General features: G+C 73.0%; 16 protein-coding genes. 9 read left to right on the top strand and 7 right to left on the bottom strand.

The window, feature by feature from the left end; genetic code table 11:
* The first annotated feature begins 2 nt into the window (after nt 1–2).
* Genes PIJ49_RS06755 through csrA form a run of 8 tightly spaced genes read left to right on the top strand, consistent with a single transcriptional unit; the run spans nt 3 to nt 6,948 of the window.
* Nucleotides 3–599 (top strand): FliO/MopB family protein, encoded by a 597-nt coding sequence (locus PIJ49_RS06755; RefSeq protein ID WP_271826150.1) that lies wholly within the window; start codon nt 3–5, stop codon nt 597–599.
* Nucleotides 596–1,420: a flagellar type III secretion system pore protein FliP gene (gene fliP, locus PIJ49_RS06750; RefSeq protein ID WP_271826149.1), complete on the top strand. Its 825-nt coding sequence runs from the start codon at nt 596–598 to the stop codon at nt 1,418–1,420. The genes PIJ49_RS06755 and fliP overlap by 4 nt, the downstream gene beginning before the upstream one ends.
* A complete protein-coding gene (locus tag PIJ49_RS06745) occupies nt 1,420–1,692 on the top strand; it encodes a flagellar biosynthetic protein FliQ (protein ID WP_066654192.1) in 273 nt (90 codons plus the stop codon). Before fliP ends, PIJ49_RS06745 begins: the two co-directional genes overlap by 1 nt.
* 2 nt (nt 1,693–1,694) lie before the next feature.
* Nucleotides 1,695–2,471 carry a flagellar biosynthetic protein FliR gene (locus tag PIJ49_RS06740; RefSeq protein WP_251155454.1) on the top strand — a complete coding sequence of 259 codons (777 nt, stop codon included), beginning with the start codon at nt 1,695–1,697 and terminating at the stop codon, nt 2,469–2,471.
* Nucleotides 2,472–2,477: 6 nt separating this feature from the next.
* Nucleotides 2,478–3,668 carry an EscU/YscU/HrcU family type III secretion system export apparatus switch protein gene (locus tag PIJ49_RS06735; RefSeq protein WP_066654196.1) on the top strand — a complete coding sequence of 397 codons (1,191 nt, stop codon included), beginning with the start codon at nt 2,478–2,480 and terminating at the stop codon, nt 3,666–3,668.
* Complete coding sequence (locus tag PIJ49_RS06730; RefSeq protein ID WP_209682704.1) at nt 3,665–5,719, top strand: flagellar biosynthesis protein FlhA; 2,055 nt, start codon at nt 3,665–3,667, stop codon at nt 5,717–5,719. Before PIJ49_RS06735 ends, PIJ49_RS06730 begins: the two co-directional genes overlap by 4 nt.
* Nucleotides 5,694–6,668 carry a hypothetical protein gene (locus tag PIJ49_RS06725; protein ID WP_209682701.1) on the top strand — a complete coding sequence of 325 codons (975 nt, stop codon included), beginning with the start codon at nt 5,694–5,696 and terminating at the stop codon, nt 6,666–6,668. Before PIJ49_RS06730 ends, PIJ49_RS06725 begins: the two co-directional genes overlap by 26 nt.
* A 4-nt stretch (nt 6,669–6,672) precedes the next feature.
* A complete protein-coding gene (csrA, locus tag PIJ49_RS06720) occupies nt 6,673–6,948 on the top strand; it encodes a carbon storage regulator CsrA (RefSeq protein WP_066654202.1) in 276 nt (91 codons plus the stop codon).
* 131 nt (nt 6,949–7,079) lie between these two features.
* Here the strand turns inward: csrA and PIJ49_RS06715 are convergent, their stop codons facing one another.
* The 3 genes from PIJ49_RS06715 to PIJ49_RS06705 all read right to left on the bottom strand — a co-directional run bounded on the left by PIJ49_RS06715 (nt 7,080) and on the right by PIJ49_RS06705 (nt 10,402).
* Nucleotides 7,080–7,643, bottom strand: coding sequence for a hypothetical protein (locus PIJ49_RS06715; protein WP_066654204.1), 564 nt, complete (start codon nt 7,641–7,643; stop codon nt 7,080–7,082).
* Nucleotides 7,640–8,218 carry a DNA-binding protein gene (locus tag PIJ49_RS06710; RefSeq protein ID WP_209682698.1) on the bottom strand — a complete coding sequence of 193 codons (579 nt, stop codon included), beginning with the start codon at nt 8,216–8,218 and terminating at the stop codon, nt 7,640–7,642. The genes PIJ49_RS06715 and PIJ49_RS06710 overlap by 4 nt, the downstream gene beginning before the upstream one ends.
* 84 nt (nt 8,219–8,302) lie before the next feature.
* Nucleotides 8,303–10,402: an acyl-CoA dehydrogenase family protein gene (locus PIJ49_RS06705; RefSeq protein ID WP_209682695.1), complete on the bottom strand. Its 2,100-nt coding sequence runs from the start codon at nt 10,400–10,402 to the stop codon at nt 8,303–8,305.
* 209 nt (nt 10,403–10,611) lie between these two features.
* Here PIJ49_RS06705 and PIJ49_RS06700 point away from each other — a divergent pair, with 209 nt between their 5' ends.
* A complete protein-coding gene (locus PIJ49_RS06700; RefSeq protein WP_209682692.1) occupies nt 10,612–12,075 on the top strand; it encodes a peptide MFS transporter in 1,464 nt (487 codons plus the stop codon).
* Nucleotides 12,076–12,257: 182 nt separating this feature from the next.
* On the opposite strand, the gene PIJ49_RS06695 is transcribed toward PIJ49_RS06700, so the two are convergent.
* From PIJ49_RS06695 to PIJ49_RS06680, 4 genes are all read right to left on the bottom strand, one after another.
* Nucleotides 12,258–12,566: a hypothetical protein gene (locus PIJ49_RS06695; RefSeq protein ID WP_271826147.1), complete on the bottom strand. Its 309-nt coding sequence runs from the start codon at nt 12,564–12,566 to the stop codon at nt 12,258–12,260.
* Nucleotides 12,567–13,197: 631 nt separating this feature from the next.
* Nucleotides 13,198–16,563, bottom strand: a complete 3,366-nt coding sequence (locus PIJ49_RS06690; RefSeq protein WP_271826145.1) for an ATP-binding protein — start codon at nt 16,561–16,563, stop codon at nt 13,198–13,200.
* The gene (locus PIJ49_RS06685; protein ID WP_066654213.1) at nt 16,560–17,330 is read right to left on the bottom strand and encodes a DUF4194 domain-containing protein; all 771 of its coding nucleotides are present in this window, start codon (nt 17,328–17,330) and stop codon (nt 16,560–16,562) included. Before PIJ49_RS06685 ends, PIJ49_RS06690 begins: the two co-directional genes overlap by 4 nt.
* On the bottom strand, nt 17,327–18,841 hold the full coding sequence (locus PIJ49_RS06680; RefSeq protein ID WP_209682687.1) for a DUF3375 family protein: 1,515 nt from the start codon (nt 18,839–18,841) through the stop codon (nt 17,327–17,329). Before PIJ49_RS06680 ends, PIJ49_RS06685 begins: the two co-directional genes overlap by 4 nt.
* Between the last annotated feature and the right edge of the window lie 30 nt (nt 18,842–18,871).

Raw genomic sequence — 18,871 nt, 5'->3', positions numbered from 1 at the left:
CCGTGGACACCCTCTGGATGGCACTCCGGGTCGCCGTGTCGCTCGGCGTCGTGCTCGCGCTGATGTGGGTGCTGCACCGCCGTGCGACGAAGGGCGGTCTCGGAGCCGCGGTGAAGGCCCGGGGACGCCGGTCCGCCGCGGTCGAGGTCGTCGGTCGCCAGGGCATCGGCGGCAAGGCGAGCGTCGTCGTCGTCGACGTCGAGGGGGAGCGTCTCGTGCTCGGCGTGTCCGAGCAGAGCGTCTCGCTGCTCCGGAGTGGTCCGACCCCCGCGCCGGAGCTCACCGTCGTCGCCGGGCCGGTCGCACTGCCGACCGCCCCGCGCGCCGTCGCGTCAGCACCCGACCCCACGTCCGCCGGGCCGACCACGGTGGCGGCCCCGTCCGCCGACGCGTTCCGTGCGGAACTCGAGCGACAGGACCACGCCGCCACGGGCCTCCCGGCCGAGGCCGCGTCCGTGCTCCCGATGCGTCCCCGCGGTCCCGCGCGTCGTCCGGCCCGGACCGTCGTGCCGACCGCGCAGCAGCTCCAGGGCTCCGTGCTCTCCGCGGACACGTGGCGGCAGGCCGCCGCCGCGCTCCGAGGCCGGCGGGCCGGGTGACGGCCGCGCTCCGGACCGGCCGCACCGCCACCCTCGTCGTCCTGGGACTGGCGACGGTCGCCGGTCTCGTCCTCCTCACCACCACCGGCGCGCACGCCGTCGGCGTCACCGGGCCGACCGCGCCAGCGGCCCCGACGGCACCCGCGAGCGGTGACTTCAGCGTCAGCGTGAACGGGCCCGACGGCGCGCCGTCCTCGGCGATCGTCACGCTCCTCGGCATCACGCTGCTCAGCGTCGCGCCGGCCCTGCTGCTCATGATGACGTCGTTCACGAAGATCTTCGTGGTGCTCGCCATGACCCGGAACGCCCTCGGGCTGCAGGGGATCCCGCCGAACCAGGTCATCGCCGGGCTCGCGCTCTTCCTGTCCCTGTTCGTGATGGCCCCGGTGCTCGGGCACATCAACGACGACGCCCTGCAGCCCTACCTCGCCGGCGACATCGACTTCGCGAAGGCGGTCGAGGTGGGCACGAAGCCACTGCGGACGTTCATGCTGCACCAGACGCGCGAGGAGGACGTCGCGCTCATCACGCGCGCCGCCGGTCAGGCGAACCCGACGGACCTCGACGCCGTGCCCATGACGACCGTGATCCCGGCGTTCGTCATCTCGGAGCTGCGGAGCGCCTTCATCATCGGCTTCGTCATCTTCATCCCGTTCCTGGTCATCGACCTCGTCGTCTCCGCCGCGCTCATGTCGATGGGCATGATGATGCTGCCGCCGGTGATGATCTCGCTGCCCTTCAAGATCCTGCTGTTCGTCCTCGTCGACGGCTGGGGGCTCATCATCACGTCCCTCATCGAGAGCTACCAGGTGGTGCGCTGATGAACCAGCAGGCGGTCATCGACCTGACCCTCCAGGCACTCCTGGTGGCCGGCAAGCTCGCGGCCCCCGTGCTCGTGACCTCGCTCGTGGTCGGCTTCGCGATCTCGCTCTTCCAGTCGGTGACGCAGATCCAGGAGGTCACGCTCTCGTTCGTGCCGAAGGCGGTCGCCGTCGCGATCGCGCTCGTCGTCTGCGGCAACTGGATGATCGCCGAGATGGTCGCGTTCACCCACGTCGCGTTCGACATGATCCCGAAGCTCCTCGGGACGTAGCCGTGGACCTCGCCATCGACGCCGACCGGCTCGAAGCCACCATGCTCGCCGGGGTCCGGCTCGTCGCCTTCCTCGTGATCGCGCCGCCGTTCGCCTACAAGGCGTTCCCCGGCACGGTGAAGGTGATCCTCGGGCTCGGTCTGGCGATCGGTGTCGCACCGCGGGTCGGCCTCGGGTACACCGCGCTCGACACCGGTGGGTTCCTGCTCGCCCTGCTCACCCAGCTGGTCGTCGGGCTGGGCCTCGGCTTCCTCGTGTACCTCGTGTTCGCCGCGGTGCAGTCCGCCGGCGGTCTCATCGACCTGTTCGGCGGCTTCACCCTCGCCCAGGCGTACGACCCGCAGTCCCAGGTCAACGGCGCGCAGTTCACCCGGCTGTTCCAGATGGCGTCGCTCGCGCTGCTCTTCGCCAGCGGCGGGTACCAGCTCATCGTCGCGGGGCTCGTGCGGTCGTTCGACGCGGTGCCGCTCGTCACCGCCGACGGTTCGCCGGGCACCTTCGCCGTCGGCGGCTTCGCCTCGGTGCTCGTCGCGGCGGCCGGGCAGATGTTCCTCGCCGCACTGCAGATCGCGGGGCCGCTCGTCGTCGTCCTGTTCCTGGCCGACGTCGGCCTCGGGCTGCTCACGCGCGTCGCCCCGGCGCTCAACGCGTTCCAGATGGGCTTCCCGATCAAGATCGGGCTGACCGTCGTGTTCGCCGGTGCGCTCTTCATGGCGCTGCCGGCCGTCGTGTCGTCCCTGACCGGCGACGCCGTCGCCGCGATCACCGGGCGGGGGTGAGGCGACGTGTCCGACGGAGGGAGCGGCGAACGCTCCGAGAAGGCCACCCAGAAGCGGATGCAGGAGGTGCACCGCAAGGGGCAGCTCGGCCGCTCGCAGGACCTCGGCGCCTGGGTCGGCATCGCGACGGCCGCGCTGGTCATGCCCGCCGCGATCGGCAACGCCGCGGGTGCGGGGGAGCAGCAGCTCCACGCCGTGCAGCGCGTCATCGCGGACCCGACCGTCCCCGCGGTCCGGCAGGCACTGTCCGAGGCGCTCGGCTCCGTGGCCGGCACCGTCGGCCCGATGCTCGCCGTCGTCGCGGTCGCCGTCGCGGCGGTCTCCGTCGCGCAGGGCGGCGTGCACTTCCGGCGGATGGCCCCGCAGCCGGACCACTTCGACCCGGTCGCCGGGTTCAAGCGGGTCTTCGGCGTCCAGGCGCTCTGGAACGGCGTGAAGGCACTGCTGAAGACCGCCGTCGTCGGGCTCGTCCTGTGGTTCGCCGTGCAGTCGCTCGTCCCCGTCCTCATGACGAGCGGTTCGCTGCCGCTGTCGTCCGTGCTCGACGCGGCGGAGGAGGGCACCGGGACCCTGCTCCGCGCCGCCGTCGCCGCGGGTCTGGTGCTCGCCGCGGTCGACGTGCTGGTCGTCGTGCGCCGCAACCGCAAGCGCACGATGATGACCAAGCAGGAGGTCAAGGACGAGTCGAAGCGCACCGACGGCGACCCGCTCGTGAAGGGCCAGCGCCGGTCCCGACAGCTCGCGATGAGCCGGAACCGGATGATCGCCGCGGTCGGGGACGCCGACGTCGTCATGACCAACCCCACGCACTACGCGGTCGCGCTCCGCTACGAGCCCGGGAAGTCCGCACCCCGTGTCGTCGCGAAGGGTGCCGGGCCGGTCGCCGACGTCATCCGGTCGACCGCCGAGGAGTCGCGCGTCCCGATCGTCCGCGACGTCCCGCTCACCCGGGCGCTGCACGCGGCGTGCGAGCTCGGGCAGGAGGTCCCGGTCGACCTCTACACGCCGGTCGCCCGGGTGCTCTCGTTCGTCATGGCGCTCAAGGCCCGCGGCGCCGCCGCCGGGACGCACGCCGCGCCCACGCCGACCACGGCCGACGAGGTCGCGACCGTCCTCGACCCCACCACGCTCACCGGCGACGCCCGACCACGGCGCCTCCGCACCCGTCCGTCCACCACCGAAGGGGCACCCGCATGAACCGCAAGGACCTGCCCAAGCTCGCCGTCCCGGTCTTCATCGTCGGCATCGTCCTGCTGCTGATCCTGCCGGTGCCGTCGTTCCTGCTCGACGTGCTCATCATCCTGAACATCCTGCTGGCGCTGGTGATCCTGCTCACGACGCTGTTCGTGAAGAAGCCGCTCGACTTCTCGGTGTTCCCGTCGCTGCTCCTCGTCGCGACGCTGTTCCGCCTCGGCCTCAACGTCGCCTCGACGCGACTGGTGCTCGGCGAGGGCTTCGCGGGCGACGTCATCCAGGCCTTCGGGCACGTCGCGGTGTCCGGCTCGATCATCATCGGCGCCGTCGTCTTCCTCATCCTCGTCGTCATCCAGTTCGTCGTCGTGACGAAGGGTGCCGAGCGCGTCGCCGAGGTCGGCGCCCGCTTCACCCTCGACGCGATGCCCGGCAAGCAGATGGCGATCGACGCCGACCTGAACGCCGGACTCATCACCGATGCCGAGGCGAAGGAACGCCGTGCGGCAGTCTCCGCCGAGGCCGACTTCTACGGGGCGATGGACGGCGCGTCGAAGTTCGTCAAGGGCGACGCGATCGCCGGCATCCTGATCCTCGTCATCAACATGCTCGGTGGCGTCGCGATCGGCATGCTGCAGAACGGGCTCTCCGTCACCGACGCGCTGTCGAAGTACGGCATCCTGACCATCGGCGACGGCCTGGTCTCGCAGATCCCCGCACTGCTGATGGCCGTCTCGACCGGCATGATCGTGACCCGGTCGGGTGCGGAGACCGAGATCGGCGCGTCGGCGACGACGCAGCTGACGCAGTCGCGGAACGCGCTGGTGATCGCCGGGGTCGCCGCGATCGCGATGGGGTTCATCCCCGGCATGCCCGTCGTGCCGTTCCTGCTCATCGGCGCCGGGCTGCTGTTCGCCGGCTGGCGGCTCTCGCGGCAGGCGGCGCAGCAGGCGGCAGCGGCCGAGCAGCAGCAGGCGCTCGAGGCCGCGGCCCCCTCGGCGGACAGCCCGGAGGACCTGCTCGAGCAGATGCGTGTCCACGCCCTCGAGATCCTGCTCGCACCGGACCTGGTCGACATGGTGTCCGGGTCGTCCGACGACCTGCTCGGTCGCGTGCGTGCGCTCCGCCGGAAGATCGCCGTCGACATGGGCGTCGTCGTGCCGCCCGTCCGCACCCGGGACAGCATCGAGCTGCCCCCGTCGACCTACGCGATCCGCATCGCCGGGGTCGAGGCCGGTCGCGGGACCGCCCCGTCCCGCAGCGTGCTCGCGCTCGGCGACCAGCTCGACGGGCTCCCGGGCACCACGACGGTCGAGCCGGTGTTCGGTCTGGCCGGCAAGTGGGTCCCCGCCGAGCTCCGGCACGCGGCCGAGATGACCGGCGCGACCGTCATCGACCGGGTCTCCGTGCTCGTCACGCACCTGCAGGCCGTGATCGGCGACAACGCGGCCCGGCTGCTCACCCGCGAGGACGTCAAGGTGCTCACCGAGGGCGTCAAGCAGGTGAACCCCGCGGCGGTCGAGGAGCTCGTGCCCGGCATGCTGTCCCTGGCCGAGGTGCAGCGCGTGCTCCAGGGCCTGCTCGCCGAGCGCGTGCCGATCAACGACCTCGGCCGCATCTGCGAGGCGCTGACGCTCCGCGCGAAGGTGTCGACCGACCCCGAGGGCCTGGTCGAGGCCGCCCGCGCCGCCCTCGGCCCCGCCCTGCCCGCCCGCCACGCCGAGGCCGGCACGCTCCGCGTCATCATGATCGACCCGCTGCTCGAGCAGTCGATGCTCGAGGGTCTCCGCCCGTCCGAGCAGGGCACCCAGATCGTGCTCGACGCCCACCGCATCGAGCAGGTCCTCGGGTCCCTGCGCGACGCCGTGCGCAGCGTCGAGGAGCAGGGCCTGTCCGCCGTGCTCGTCTGCGCCCCGCAGCTCCGACCGGCCGTGCACCGCATGGTGTCCGCGCAGGCGAACGGCCTGCCCGTGCTGTCCTACCAGGAGGCCACCGCCGCGGGCTCCACCATCGAGACCGTGGGAGTGGTCCGTGCCGCCGACCCGATCGCTGCGTAGCGGCCCGACGCTCGAGGCGGTCCGCGACGCCCTCCGCACCGAGTTCGGTGCGGGAGCCCGGATCGTCTCGGCCGAACGCGTGTCCACGCCCGGCATCGGTGGGCTCTTCCGCCGCACCCACGTCGAGGCCGTCGTCGAGGTGCCGGACCCGCTCGACCCGCCGACCGCCCGGGTTGCGATCGCCGACGGCCCGGCCACCCGCATCGGGATCGCCGCGCTCCTCGCCGACGCCGAGGCTGCCGAGGCCCGCATCGCCGCAGGCGACGGCACCGCGTCGACACGGGCGGACGCGTTCGCCTCGGTGCTCGACGGCTTCGCGGCCGACGGGATCGCCGCGGCCGCCCCGCGCCCCGGCCGCCCCGGGACGGACGTGGGTCGGGTCGACCCGGCCGCGCCGCGCCTCCAGGACGGCCCGTCGCCGGCCGTGCCGGGCACGGACGAGGACCACGGTCGGCCGGGAGGCCCGCTGCCGGTCGCGGGACCGGCTCCCGTCGTCCCGCTGGTCACCGCGGTGTCCGCCCCGGCGTCCGTCCGTCCGGTGCTGCCGGTCCCGGCCGTGCGGTCGGCCGACGGCGACCTCGTGCTGCTCGTCGGGCGTGCCACCGACGTCGACGCGGCGGCGGGGGTGTTCGCCGGACGGTACGCACTGCGCCCGACCGACGCCGCCGACCGGCGGGCGGGGATCCTCGCGCGCGCCGAGGGCGTGCGGAACGGCCACGCGCTGCTGGGCGTCTCCGCGTGGGACGACGCGACGACGATCGAGGGACTCGCCGCCGACCAGGTGTGGGTCGTGGTCGACGTCGGTCGGAAGACCGAGGACGCCCGGGCCGTCGTGGCCGCGGTCGCCGGGCGGGTACCCGTCGCGGGTGTGGTGGCCATCGGTGCGGGGGAGACCGCCACGCCGGAGTCCGTCCACCAGCTGGGCCTGCCGGTGGTGTCGCTAGGCTGACGGGGTGCTGGTACTCACGCGGAAGGTCGGCGAGCGGATCCTCGTCGGTGACGACGTCGTCATCACGGTCCTCGACAGCCGCGGCGACGGCGTCCGGATCGGCATCGACGCACCGCGCGGGGTGAAGATCCAGCGCGAGGAGGTCGTGCGCGCCGTGATCGAGGCGAACGCGGAGGCCGCTGCGGCGGCCGCTGCGTCCGGTGCCGAGGGCGCCGACGACGCCGAGGCGCGACTGCGCGCTGCGCTCGGCGACCGGGGACGGGCGTCGGACCAGGGCTGAGCGCCGCGGTGGCGTCCGGGCGGGCGGTGTCCGCCGGCTCGTGCGCAACGCTCGTGCGGCTCTGTGGCTGGGCGTCTGTGCGGCGGTGCGTCTGTGCGGCGGTGCGTCTGTGCGGCCGTGTGGCTGTGCGATCAGCCCGGCAGGCCGATCGCGGTCCAGGCGGCGAGTCCGGCCCAGCACGTGCTCGTGAGCGTCCCGACGATGAACCGCTCTCGCGCCTCGGCGGAGTCGAGCTCCGAGAAGCGACCGAGGCCCTTCACCGCGACGACCGCCGCGACGATCTCGAGCCGGCCCACCAGCACCGCGCCGATCACCGCGAACCGTTCGAGGAACCCGATCGCCGCCCCGCCCCGGAGCACCTCCGGGCGTCGACGCTCGACGGCGGGTTCGTCGGCGCGCGAGACCAGGATGCCGCCGTGCCGACCCCGCTCGACGCCCTCGCGCATGGCGAAGCCGAGCACGGTCCCCGTGACGGCACTCCCGGCGAGGACGCCGACGGCGACGACCGCGGTGGTGCCGAGCACGCGGAGCGCGGTCGTCGGTGCGGCGGGTGCCAGGTCGAGGAGCTCGGCGGCGAGGACGACCGCGACGACCACGACCGCCGGCACCGCGCGGGCGAGTGGCGGGACGCGGTGCACGGCGCTGAGCGCGGCCACCGCGAGCAGCACGACCGCACCGACCAGCCAGACCGTCATGCCGGGGTGTCCGCTTCGGTGAGGAGCCTCGCGAGTGCCGCGTGCACGGCGTCGTCGGAGCGCAGGTCGGCCGCGAGCCAGCGCTTCGCCACCGCCTGCGGGGTCACGCCGAGCAGCTCGGCGGCCTCGGTGCGCGAGTGGCCGGCGCGGAGGAGGTCCGCGAGCTCCCAGCCCTCCCGCGACCGGCGGCGACGGGCCCGGACGGTCTGGGCGACGAGGGGCTCGACGTCCGCGGTACCGAGCCGGCGACCCGGGGCGACCTCGAGGGCGAGGTGCTCGGGGACGTCCTTCGCGCGGTCGACCGCGGCGCGTGCCTGCACGAAGGCGTCGCCGCGCGCGGCCCGGGTCGAGCTCGGCACCGGTTCCTCGACGTCACCGATGCCGATGCCGATGCTCCAGCCGTCCGTCCGGGCGAGGGCGAACACCACGTCGAGCAGGGTCTCCGCGTCGTCGAGCAGGAACTGGAACTCGTCGCCGGCGGTCCGCTCCGGCGGGAGCACCACGTGCCCCGCGGACGCGGTCCGGACGACGTCGATGGCCTGCTCGACCCGGTCGTCGTCCGAACGACTGCCCACCTGGTCCACCGTCACCGCGTACATCGCACCTCCGCCGTCAACCCTACAAGGTTGATTCTTCCGATATCAACCCTGCAGGGTTGATCACGGACGCGGCTTCTTCTCCTGCTCCGGCAGCCGTCCCGCAGCGGCCTCGGCGGCGAACCACGCTGCCGCCTCCTCCTGCCGCGCGCGCTCCTCGCCCAGGGCGATCGGCGCGCGGACGAGCTCGGGGTCGTAGCCGAACGACTCGACGAGCTGCGGGACGACCGGGCGGAGCCGGGCCACGAGCCGGTCGACGTACGCCGACACCGCCCGGGCACGCTGCGCCGACAGGCGTCCGTGCACCAGGTGCCAGTCGAGGTGCTGCTCGACGAGCCCGAGGGCGAAGAGGTCGCGGAGCCAGACGAGCACGCGGCGGGTGTCACCGGGCGCCACGGCCTCGATGGCATCGGTGAACGCATCCCACTGCATGAGCTCGGCGTGCGCCTTCGCGGCCTCGATGAGCTCGTGCTGCGAGCGGTTGAGGAGCTTCGCGGCCCGTGCCCGGTCCTTGCCGGCCGAGGCGAGGCGCACCCCGATCTCGGACACCATCGTGTCGACACGACCGGCCAGCAGCGCGCGCTGGGTGCGCGGGTCCTGCAGGTCCGTGACGCTCGCCGCGAGCGATCCCCGGTCGACGACCGTCTGCCCGAGTCGACGGATGCCGGACGCGTCGGCCAGCTTCGACGCTGCCTGCGCAGCGACGAACCGGGCGGTCGAGGCGGCGTCGCGCGGCGCCTTCGCGCGGAAGTCGGTGAGCAGGCGCTTGCCCACGAGCTGCAGCAGGATCGTGTTGTCACCCTCGAAGGTGACGTAGACGTCGAGGTCCGCGCGGAGGCTCGTCAGCCGGTTCTCGGCGAGGAACCCGGCGCCGCCGCAGGCCTCGCGGCACTCCTGCAGCGTGTCGAGCGCCGACCAGGTGGACATCGCCTTGAAGGCCGCCGCCTGCGTCTCGAGGTCCTCGCGGCGCTGCGGGGTGTCCTCGCGCCCGCTGAAGACGTCGTCGAAGGTCTGCAGCAGCTTCTCGTGTGCGAACGACTGGGCGAAGACGGTCGCGAGCCGGGGGATCAGTCGGCGCTGGTGACGGCCGTAGTCGAGCAGCACGCCCTCGTCGCCGCCGCCCGTCGGGAACTGCCGGCGTTCGGCGGCGTAGGTCAGCGCGATCTGCAGGCCGACCTTCTGCGCGACCACGGCGGCGCCGTCGAGCGAGACCCGACCCTGCACGAGGGTGCCGAGCATGGTGAAGAACCGTCGACCCGGCGACGCGATGGGGGAGGTGTACGTGCCGTCCTCGGCCACGTCGCCGTACCGGTTGAGCAGGTTCGTGCGGGGCACCCGGACGTGGTCGAACCAGAGCCGCCCGTTGTCGATGCCGTTCAGCCCGCCCTTGACGCCGTCGTCCTCGCCACCGACGCCGGGCAGGAACGCACCGTCGCCGTCGCGCAGCGGTACGTAGAACGCGTGCACACCGTGGTCGACGCCCTGCGTCACGAGCTTCGCGAACACGACGGCCGCCCGCCCGTGCAGCGCCGCGTTCCCGATGTAGTCCTTCCAGGCGCCCCGGAACGGCGTGTGCACGACGAACTCCTGCGTGTCCGGGTCGTAGGTCGCCGTCGTCGCGATGCTCTGCACGTCCGAGCCGTGCCCGGTCTCGGTCATCGCGAAGCAGCCGGGCACGTCGAAGCGGATGATCCCCGGCAGGAACTCGCGGTGGTTGCGCTCCGTGCCGAGGTGGTGCACCGCGGACCCGAACAGGCCCCACTGCACGCCGGCCTTGATCTGCAGGGACGGGTCCGCCGTCGTGAGCTCCTCGAACGCCGCGAGGTTCCCGCCGTGGTTCTCCTGGCCGCCGAACTCGGTCGGGTACGGACGCTGGATCGCACCGGCGTCGACGAGCACCCGGAGCTGCTCGAGGACGCGGGCCCGGTGCTCCGCGATCGGCTGCCCCTCGATCTTGTGCAGCCCGGGGTCGCGGGACAGGCGCCGTGAGATGCGCCGGTCCTCGGCCCAGCGGCCGAGCAGGAGCTCCCCGAGCAACGTGGTGTCGATGCGGACGTCGGTGTCCGTCCCGCCCGTCGGCGTGCCGGCCGCCGGGTCGCCCGTGGCGTCGGCGTTCGGGGCCTCGGTCGTCGAGGTGGGGCGTGCGGGGGCGGTGTCGACCATGGGGGAGCCTTCCTGAACTGCTCTGTCCGTGTTGCACTCCACACGTTAGGCACCTCGGCCGAGTGTTGCTCGAACGCCGTGCGGGCGCACAACGGCAGACCGCGGGGCCGGACACGGGTGGTGGGAATCCTCCAAGGCCCGCCCGCGGAAGTTTGTACGCGCCCCGCTCCGATTCGGACGAGCGGGGTGCCCGGGGGCACAGTGGACGGATGTCTCGCACCACCCCACCCAGCGCTCCGGCGCAGCAACGCACCTTCTTCGGGCAGCCCTTCGAGCTGTCCACGCCCTTCGCGGTGGAGCTCTGGGAGCGGTTCTCGTTCTACGGCATGCAGGGCATCGTCCTGATCTACATGTACTACACCGTCACGCGCGGCGGCCTCGGCATCGACGAGGGCATCGCCAACGGGATCATGGGCGCGTACGGCGGCGCCGTGTACCTGTTCACGATCATCGGCGCCTGGGTGGCGGACCGGCTCATCGGCGCCGACCGCACCCTCTTCACCAGCGCGGTCGTCGTCATGCTCGGCCACATCGGGCTCGCGCTGATCCCGGGGGTCGCGGGCGTCGGGGTCGGCCTCGTGCTCATCGCCCTCGGCTCCGGCGGGCTCAAGGCCACCGCCACGACGATCGTCGGCGGGCTGTACAGCCGCGACGACCCTCGTCGCGACGCCGGGTTCTCGCTCTACTACCTCGGGGTGAACCTCGGGGCGTTCTTCGGTCCGCTGTTGACCGGGCTGCTGCAGTCCTCGCTCGGGTTCCACTACGGCTTCGGGCTCGCCGCGGTCGGCATGGCGGCCGGGCTCGTGCAGTACGGCATCCGCCGTCGGAAGCTCCCCGACTCGGTCCGGCACGTCACCAACCCGGTCGAGCGTCGCCGCCTGCCGCTCGTCGCCGTGCTCGTCGTCGTCGCGCTCGCGGTCGTCGTGGTCTCGGTGCTCACCGGACTGCTCACGGTGACGAACCTGCCGACGGTCGTCGTCGTGATCGTCATCGTGGCCACCATCGCGTACTTCGTGGTGATCCTGACCAGCGGGATCACCGCCGAGGAGCGTTCCCGGGTGTTCGCCTTCATCCCGCTCTTCATCGCGAGCGCCGTCTTCTGGTCGCTCTACCAGCAGCAGTTCACGGTCGTGACCCAGTACTCGGACCAGCGCCTGGACCGATCGCTCGGCGACTGGGTGATGCCCGTGTCGTGGGTCCAGTCGATCAACCCCGTGTTCATCATCGTGCTGTCCGGTGTTGCCGCCGCGATCTGGACGAAGCTCGGTGACCGCCAGCCCTCCACCCCGACGAAGTTCGCGCTCGGCACCGGGATCATGGGCATCGCGTTCCTGCTCTTCCTGCCGTTCTCGGGCACGGGCGAGAACGGCACGCCCCTGATCGCGCTCGTGGGCATCCTGCTCGTCTTCACGATCGCCGAGCTCCTGCTCTCCCCGGTCGGGCAGTCCGTCGCGACGAAGCTCGCGCCGCCGAAGTTCCAGACCCAGATGGTCGCGCTCTTCTTCCTCTCGGTGTCCCTCGGCACGGCGGCCACCGGGGTGCTCTCGCAGTACTACTCGCCGACGAACGAGGTCCCGTACTTCACCGTCCTCGGCCTGGTCGCCGTGGCGGTCGGGGTCGTGCTGCTCGTCTGCGCGAAGCCCGTCCTGCGCCTCATGCGCGGCATCCGCTAGCCCCGAGCCGCATCCGGTAGCCTGGACACGGCCACGACGGCCACCGCCACACCGGCCCCGCAACCCAAGGAGTCACCAATGCTCGAACTCATCGCAGGCGTCATCATCGGCATCGGCGTGCTCGGTGGCGTGGGCATGTGCATGGCCGTCGCCGCCATGCTGAAGAGCGGCAACGAGGAGTACTAGACTCCGTCCGCGGTGTCCGGCATGACCGGCACCAACTGACGACCCAGGACGGTCGCGCGCTCGAACGGGCCGCGGCCGTCCTTCGTGTACGCGGGCTCGTCGAACGCGATGGTCCAGGTGCGCTGCGTCCCACCGAGCTGCACCCCTCCCGGAGCGACGATCACCCCGATCGGCTCGCCCTCCCACTGCTCGCCCCCGCGCTCGAGGTCGACCACCTGCACGAGGGCTCCGATGCCGAGGCCGCCGGGGTCGCCCGGGCGCGCTCCGTCGTCGGGGCGGGGGCTGCGAGTGCGACGTCCGAACACCCGGCCACCGTACCGCGCCCCGCACGGCGATCGGCGGACGCCGGTCCCGCACTCCGCCCCCCGCCTTCTGCCCTCCGCCCTCCGCCCTCCGCCCTCCGCTCGAGCGGGCAGGACACGCCGCCCGCAGGACGCCGAGCGGGCGGTACCTGTCGGCCGGCGGCCCAGACCGTGACAGATCCCGCCCGCTCGCGCCCGCTCGCACAGGCCGGCGGCGGGCCGGTGGCGGGCAGACGGCGGTGCGGCGGCGGTGCGGCGGGGTCGGCGCCGGCGGCGTCGGACGGGAGGCGCACGGCGGCGCCGCGCCGCGCCTCCCGTCCGACGAGTGGGCAGGACACGCCGCGCGCAGGCCGCCGAGCGGGCTTGATCCGTCGTCCGCCGGATTCGACTGTGACAGATCTCGCCCGCTCGCGGATGGAGCCCTGGTCACCGCCCCGACCCGCACCCGTCGCCGGCGCCCACCGCGGTCGCACGACGTGCCGTCCGCTCCCGCTCCGGTGGCAGGACCTGCCGTCGCGTCGGGAGGTGAGCGGCAGGTCGTGCGACCAGGACCTGCCTCCGTGTACCCGCCTGCCGCGCCGGCCGACCGGCCGCCGACCGGCCGCAGCGCCGCAGCGCCGCAGCGCCGCGGCGCCTACGCCCGGGCGATCTCCGTGACGGACGAGTGGCCCGTGTCAGGGTGCTTCCGCATCGACAGCAGGCGCTCCATCGACGGCTCGAGTGCGGTGACCTTGTCGAGCGGAGCGCTCACCACGAGCTGGAACCCGAGCCGGAGCCACGCCGTCACGGCACGCCCGGCGAACTCCGAGTCCGCCTTGATGAACGCCTCGTCGAGGAACACCGGCGCGAACCGGGGCCGCGGCCGGGTCTCGTCGCCGAGCTGGTAGCGCAGCGCCGCACCGACGATGAACGCCACGAGCTCCTGCGTCTCGCCACCCGACTTGTCCCCGAGCGAGGAGTACACGCCGAGGTCGTTGCCCTCGGGGTCGTACCGCACGGCCGTGATCTCCATGTGACGGCGGACGTCGAGCACGGCGTCGCGCTGGGTCGTCCGTCCACGTGTTGCGGCCGGGTCGGGGCGGATGACCGCCATGAACCGACGCAGGCGTCGGAAGCGGGTCTCGAGCACGTCGTCGGTCAGCTCGGTGTCGACCGACGCCGACAGCGCGCGGAGCTCCCGTCGGAAGGCGGTGACGTCCTCGCGGGTGACCCGGCGGATCTGGATCTTCAGGCGGTCCCGGTTCGCACCGAACGGCAGCTCGCGCAGGATCTCGTTGACCGGTTCGAGCCGTTCCTCGATCTCGACGACCGCGCGGTCGAAGGCACCGGCGAGCGGGACGAGGTCCTCGCCGCTCCACTGCGACAGCCGCCGACGCCACTCGCTGCGGCGCGCGTGCAACCCGGTCGCGAGGATCTGGTCGAGGATCGCGTGGTAGTCCGGGTACGACGCGACACCGGTGCCGAGGTTCGGGTCGGGCCAGGCGTCCTGGTACCGCTGGAACGTCAGCGTGAGCGCGGTCGAGGCGGCCGCGGCGCCGTCGAGCGCCTGCGCGAGCCGTTCCTCGAGCCGGCGTCGCAGTCGGCGCGCGGCGTCGTCGAACCCGTCGATGCCGTCCGGGGCGCCGACCTCCTCGAACGTCTCGGCGAGCAGCCGGGACTGCTCGTCGTCCGGCAGCGACTCCGGGGTGTCCTCGAAGCGGGCGAGGATCTCGGCCGCGGCGTCCTGGCCGTCGACGAGCACCGCGTGGCGTTCCTCGAGCCGCGTGACGGAGAGCCGTGCACCGGCTCGACGGTCGGCGGCTTCGTCCAGGGCACGACGGAGCCGGGCGACCGACTCGCGCAGGGTCCGGAGCCCGTCGTCGGCCGCGAGCAGCGCCTGTCGCTCGGCGTCGAGCCGCGCCAGGGACTCGTCGAGCCCGGCGACGTCGATGCCGTCCCAGGTGGTGTCGACGACCTGCTGGTGTGCGGCGCGCAGGGCGTCGAGGGTCGCGATGTCCTGCGCGACGTCGGTGCGTCGGGCCTCGAGCGTCGCGAGGTCCTGCGCGATCGCGGCGAGCTCCCGCTCGACGGAGGCCATCCGGGCCTCGTTCGTGAAGCCGATGACGTTCGACTGGCGTCGGTCGCCGTGCGCGCCGCGACGGCCGTCCCGGAGTTGACCGGACGGGGTCACGCGGCGGCCGCCACCGCCGAGCTCCGCGGCGGAGTCGACGCACCGCGCGTCGATCCGGTCGGACTCGATGCGTTCGCGGACCCAGGTGCTGAACGGGGAGTCCTTGATGGTCAGCTTGCCGGAGACCATCGCCGGGTCGCCGTCGAGGTCGAGGTGCGGGCCGGTGGGCACGCCCTCGAACTGCACGCGGACCGGGAGCTGGAGCGCGTCTATCGCCTCGCTGAAGGACGACAGCTGGTCCTCGTCGACGAGGAGCGTGCGCGCGACGGGCGCCAGCACGGACTCGATGGCCGTCCGCCAGTGCTCCTCGGCCGGGAGCACGTCGAGCAGCTCGGCGACGAACGGCAGCGCGTCGGGGGAGATGCCGGCAGCCCGGGCCATCGCCAACCGCGCCTCGTGCATCGGCAGCGGCATCGCGCCCTGCCGGTGCTCGAGTGACCGGCGCTCCTGGCGCAGGGTCCGCTCGCGGTCGAGGAGCGGGTACTCCTCGCGCGTCAGGGCATCCCGACGGTCGTCGAGCTCGGCGCGTGCCGTCGCGTACGACCCGAGGAACGCGTGCGACGCCGCCTGCGCCTCGGTGAACGTGCGCTCGGAGGTGAGCGTCAGTCCGAGCGCGGTGGTGCGCTCCTCGAAGGTCGCGCGCGCCCGGGCGACCGCGTCGCGCTCCCGGGTCCGGCGGTCGATGCGGTCCTCGAGCTGCGCGAGGGCGTTGCCGCCCTGGTCACGGAGGCGTCCCTCCGCCTCGCGGAGCTCGACCTCGACGGCGGCGTGCCGGGCCTCGGTCGCAGCGACGTCGGCCCGGGCTGCGGTGCGCTCGCGTGCGTTGCGTTCGACCTCGGCGTCGAGCAGGGCACGCTTCCGCGATGCCGTCCAGTGCGCGAACGGCGAGACCTCGGCGCCGGTGGCGATGCCGTCCAGGGCGTCCGCCGCGGCCCTCGACCGGGCGATCTCGTCGTACAGCTCGACGATGGGGGAGAGGATGCGGACCTTGCGCTCCTCGGTGTCCATCGCCTCGTACGCCTCGTCGAGCGCGGAGAAGTGCGCGAGGGCGCGGTCGGCCGCCTCGTACGTCCCCGGGGTCTCGAGCACGAGCGACTTGTAGAGCGCGTCGACCGTGGGCAGGTGCTGCCCGGCCTGGATCCGCGCGAGCAGGCGCATGGCTCGGTTGCCGCCACCGGAGTCGCCGATCCCGAGCCGGGTCTGGAGCGTGTACGCGAGCTCCTGGTAGGTGTCCCGCACGACGAGCCCCGGCACACGTCCGGTCAGCTCGAGGTGGTGGAAGCGCGACGGCACGAAGTCCTCGAGCCGGCGGAGGTCGAACGTGTCGTCGACCGTCGCCATGGTCATCTGGATGTCGCCGACGCCCCGCGCCCGCTTCGGCACGAGGTACGCCCGCAGCACCGTGAAGCGCCGCTCGTCGTCGTTCCGGAAGGTCACGGCGACGGCGCCCCAGGTGGTCTGGTCGTCGCCGCGCAGGTTCACGTCGCGCAGGGCGCCCGTCTCCGGGTCGCGGCGGGTGTCCACCTTGCCGCGCAGGTACGTGAGCAGGTTCCGCTGGTCGGCGCTCCGCGCACGCCCGGTGGTCGCGTCGTTCGAGGCGCCGTTGAACGGCACGTCGGACGGCATCATGACGGCCAGGTAAGCGTCCATCAGGGTCGACTTGCCGGTGCCGGAGGCGCCCGAGATCAGCGTCGCGGTCCCGGACAGCTCGACCTGACGGTGGCCGTGGAAGCCGCCCCAGTTGACGACCTGCATCGACTCCGCCCGCCACTGCGCGACGGTGTCGAAGAGCGCCGGCAGGGCGCCGGTGTCGATCGCGGTGTCGGTCATGCGTCCGTCTCGCCTTCGTCGTCGGGGTCGGTCGGCTCGGCCGGGAGGCCCGTCACGGCTCCGTCGGTCGGCGCACCGCCGTCGGTGGTCGCGTCGCGCAGCCACCGGTCCAGTTCGCGGAGCTGCTCCAGGGGGAGCAGGACCTCGACGACACTGGCCACGCGGAAGCGGTCGGGATCGGTCGTGCGGATGAGGATGCGCGCGGTCACGAGTCGCTCGACGGCCTTCGCGACACGGGACTCGTCCCGGGTGCGGTCGGTGGTCGCCGGCAGGAAGCCGGACACGTGCCCGATGATCTCGGACCGGTCGACCACGACCTGGTCGAGGCCCGGCCGGGCGTCCGCGCGGAGGCGCATGCGCAGGTAGACGAGGACGATCGTCTCCTCACGCGTCCACGGCACGTCACGCAGCAGCGTCGGGAAGGCCCGGCGCTGGCTCTCGGACCGTGCCTGGCGCTTCCAGGCGACCTCGCGGTCGCGGTCGACGTGCAGTTCGAGGAAGAGGTCGTTCAGCCGCGACCGGAGCTGGTGCTCACCGTCGGTGATCGCGCGCCACTCGTCGGCGTGCGTCCGCGCGCTCACGTAGGTGTGGCGGAGCAGCGCGACCAGGGCGCGGCGCTGCGGCTCGTCGAGCCGGCCCTCGTCGCCCTCGAAGAGGGCGAAGCTCGACTCGTCGCGTTCCTCGTCCTCGTCGTGACGCTCGTCGAGGACGGGGTCGGAGCCCTCGGGGTCCGTCTCGTCGACGGGAGCCGTCGTGGTGTCGCTCACCGTGCCTCCAGGCCGTTGTCGTCGTCGTGCTGGTCGTCCGCCCCTGCGCCGGTCAGGGACGCCGAGGGCATGCGGAAGGTGACCGTCTCGCCGTCCGGTCGCACCGTGCGGTGCGGGACCAGGTGGGTGGCGGTCTCGAAGTCGTCGTTGCCGGTGAGCAGGTGCGCGAGGCCGAAGAGCTCGACCGGACGGCGCTGCTCGGGCGGCAGCGCGTGGAAGGCCGAGACGCTGTCCGGGGCGCTGCGGAGCGCGGCGCGGAGCTCGGCGAGCAGCGGTCCGCCGTGGCGGCGCAGCGACTCCACGTCGAGTTCCTCGAAGACGTCGTCGTCGGGCTCCTCGATCGGCGGTGGCACCGCCTCGTTGTCGGGGTCGTAGAAGCGCTCGCGCAGGGTGCCGACCTCGGCGGTCGCGGGGAGCAGTCCGAGCGGGACGCGGTCGCGGGCGGACCCCGAGTCGATCCACGCGGCGAGCCCGCGGTTCACCGAGCGGAGCACCGCGTCGAGCTCACGGTCGCGGACGACGTCGTGGGCCACGATCTGGTCGCGGAGCGTCGCGGTGAGCTGGCGTCGCTGGGCGAGCACGTCCTCGATGCCCTGGCGCAGGATGCTCACCGTGTTGCGGAACGCCCGGCGCTCGCCCGCCCCGAGGGACTCGGCGAAGGGGTGCGCGAGGATCGTCGCGATGTCGTCCCGGAGCCGGAGCAGCAGGGCGTCGTCGCGCAGCAGCTCGAACGCGCCCTCGAACGCCCGACCCTCGGGAGTCGCCTGCATGAGGTCGTCCGTCCGGGCCAGGTAGTCGTCGAGGATCTCGCCGATCGGACGGACCTCCTGCCGGAAGTCCTCGACGATCGAGCGGTGCATCGTCGCGACCGCCTCCTCGACGCGCTTGAAGTCGCTGGGCAGCTGCCGGATGAGGTCGGCCACGTTCGTGTAGCCGTCGTGCATCCGTGCGTCGTCGACCTCGGTGACCTCGCCGCGGGCGATCCGCTCGCGTTCGGCCTGCAGCTCCGCGATCTGGGCGTCGATGCGACGGACCTGCACGTCCGGGTCCGGCTCCGCGCTGGCCGCCCAGCGGTGCACGGCCTCGACGATCATCGCCAGGCGGCTCTCGCTGATGAGCGCCCGGTCGGCGCTCAGGGCGTCGACGAGGTTCAGTGCCTCGAGGGCGTGGCTCGTCAGCGAGTACTGCTCGTCGCCGTCGGGGGAGTTCGAGCGGACCAGCCACTGCGCCGCCACCCAGTCGCGACAGAGCGCGCGGCCGTTCGGGCGGGCGTCGGCCTCGTTCTCCCCGTGTTCGCTCGCGGGCACGCGGGCACCGGTGGACTGCAGGCGGGCGACGTGCTCCTCGACCTGCAGGTGCATGCGGTCGGCCGGGACGTACTGCACGTCACGGTCGAACACCGTGCGGAACACCGCGATGACGGCGGCGCTCGTCGGGCGGGACATCAGCCGGAGGGTCGGGCGGTCGAGCACCGCGCGCACGCGGGAGAACTCGAGGTCGACGTCGGTCATGGGTCCTTGCTCGCTGGTGTGTCGTGACGG

The sequence above is a fragment of the Curtobacterium uvaldense genome, assembly GCF_028307415.1.
In the GTDB taxonomy this organism is placed as follows: domain Bacteria; phylum Actinomycetota; class Actinomycetes; order Actinomycetales; family Microbacteriaceae; genus Curtobacterium.
The sequence above is the reverse complement of the archived record's forward strand: the minus strand, read 5'-3'. Positions and strand labels throughout refer to the sequence as shown.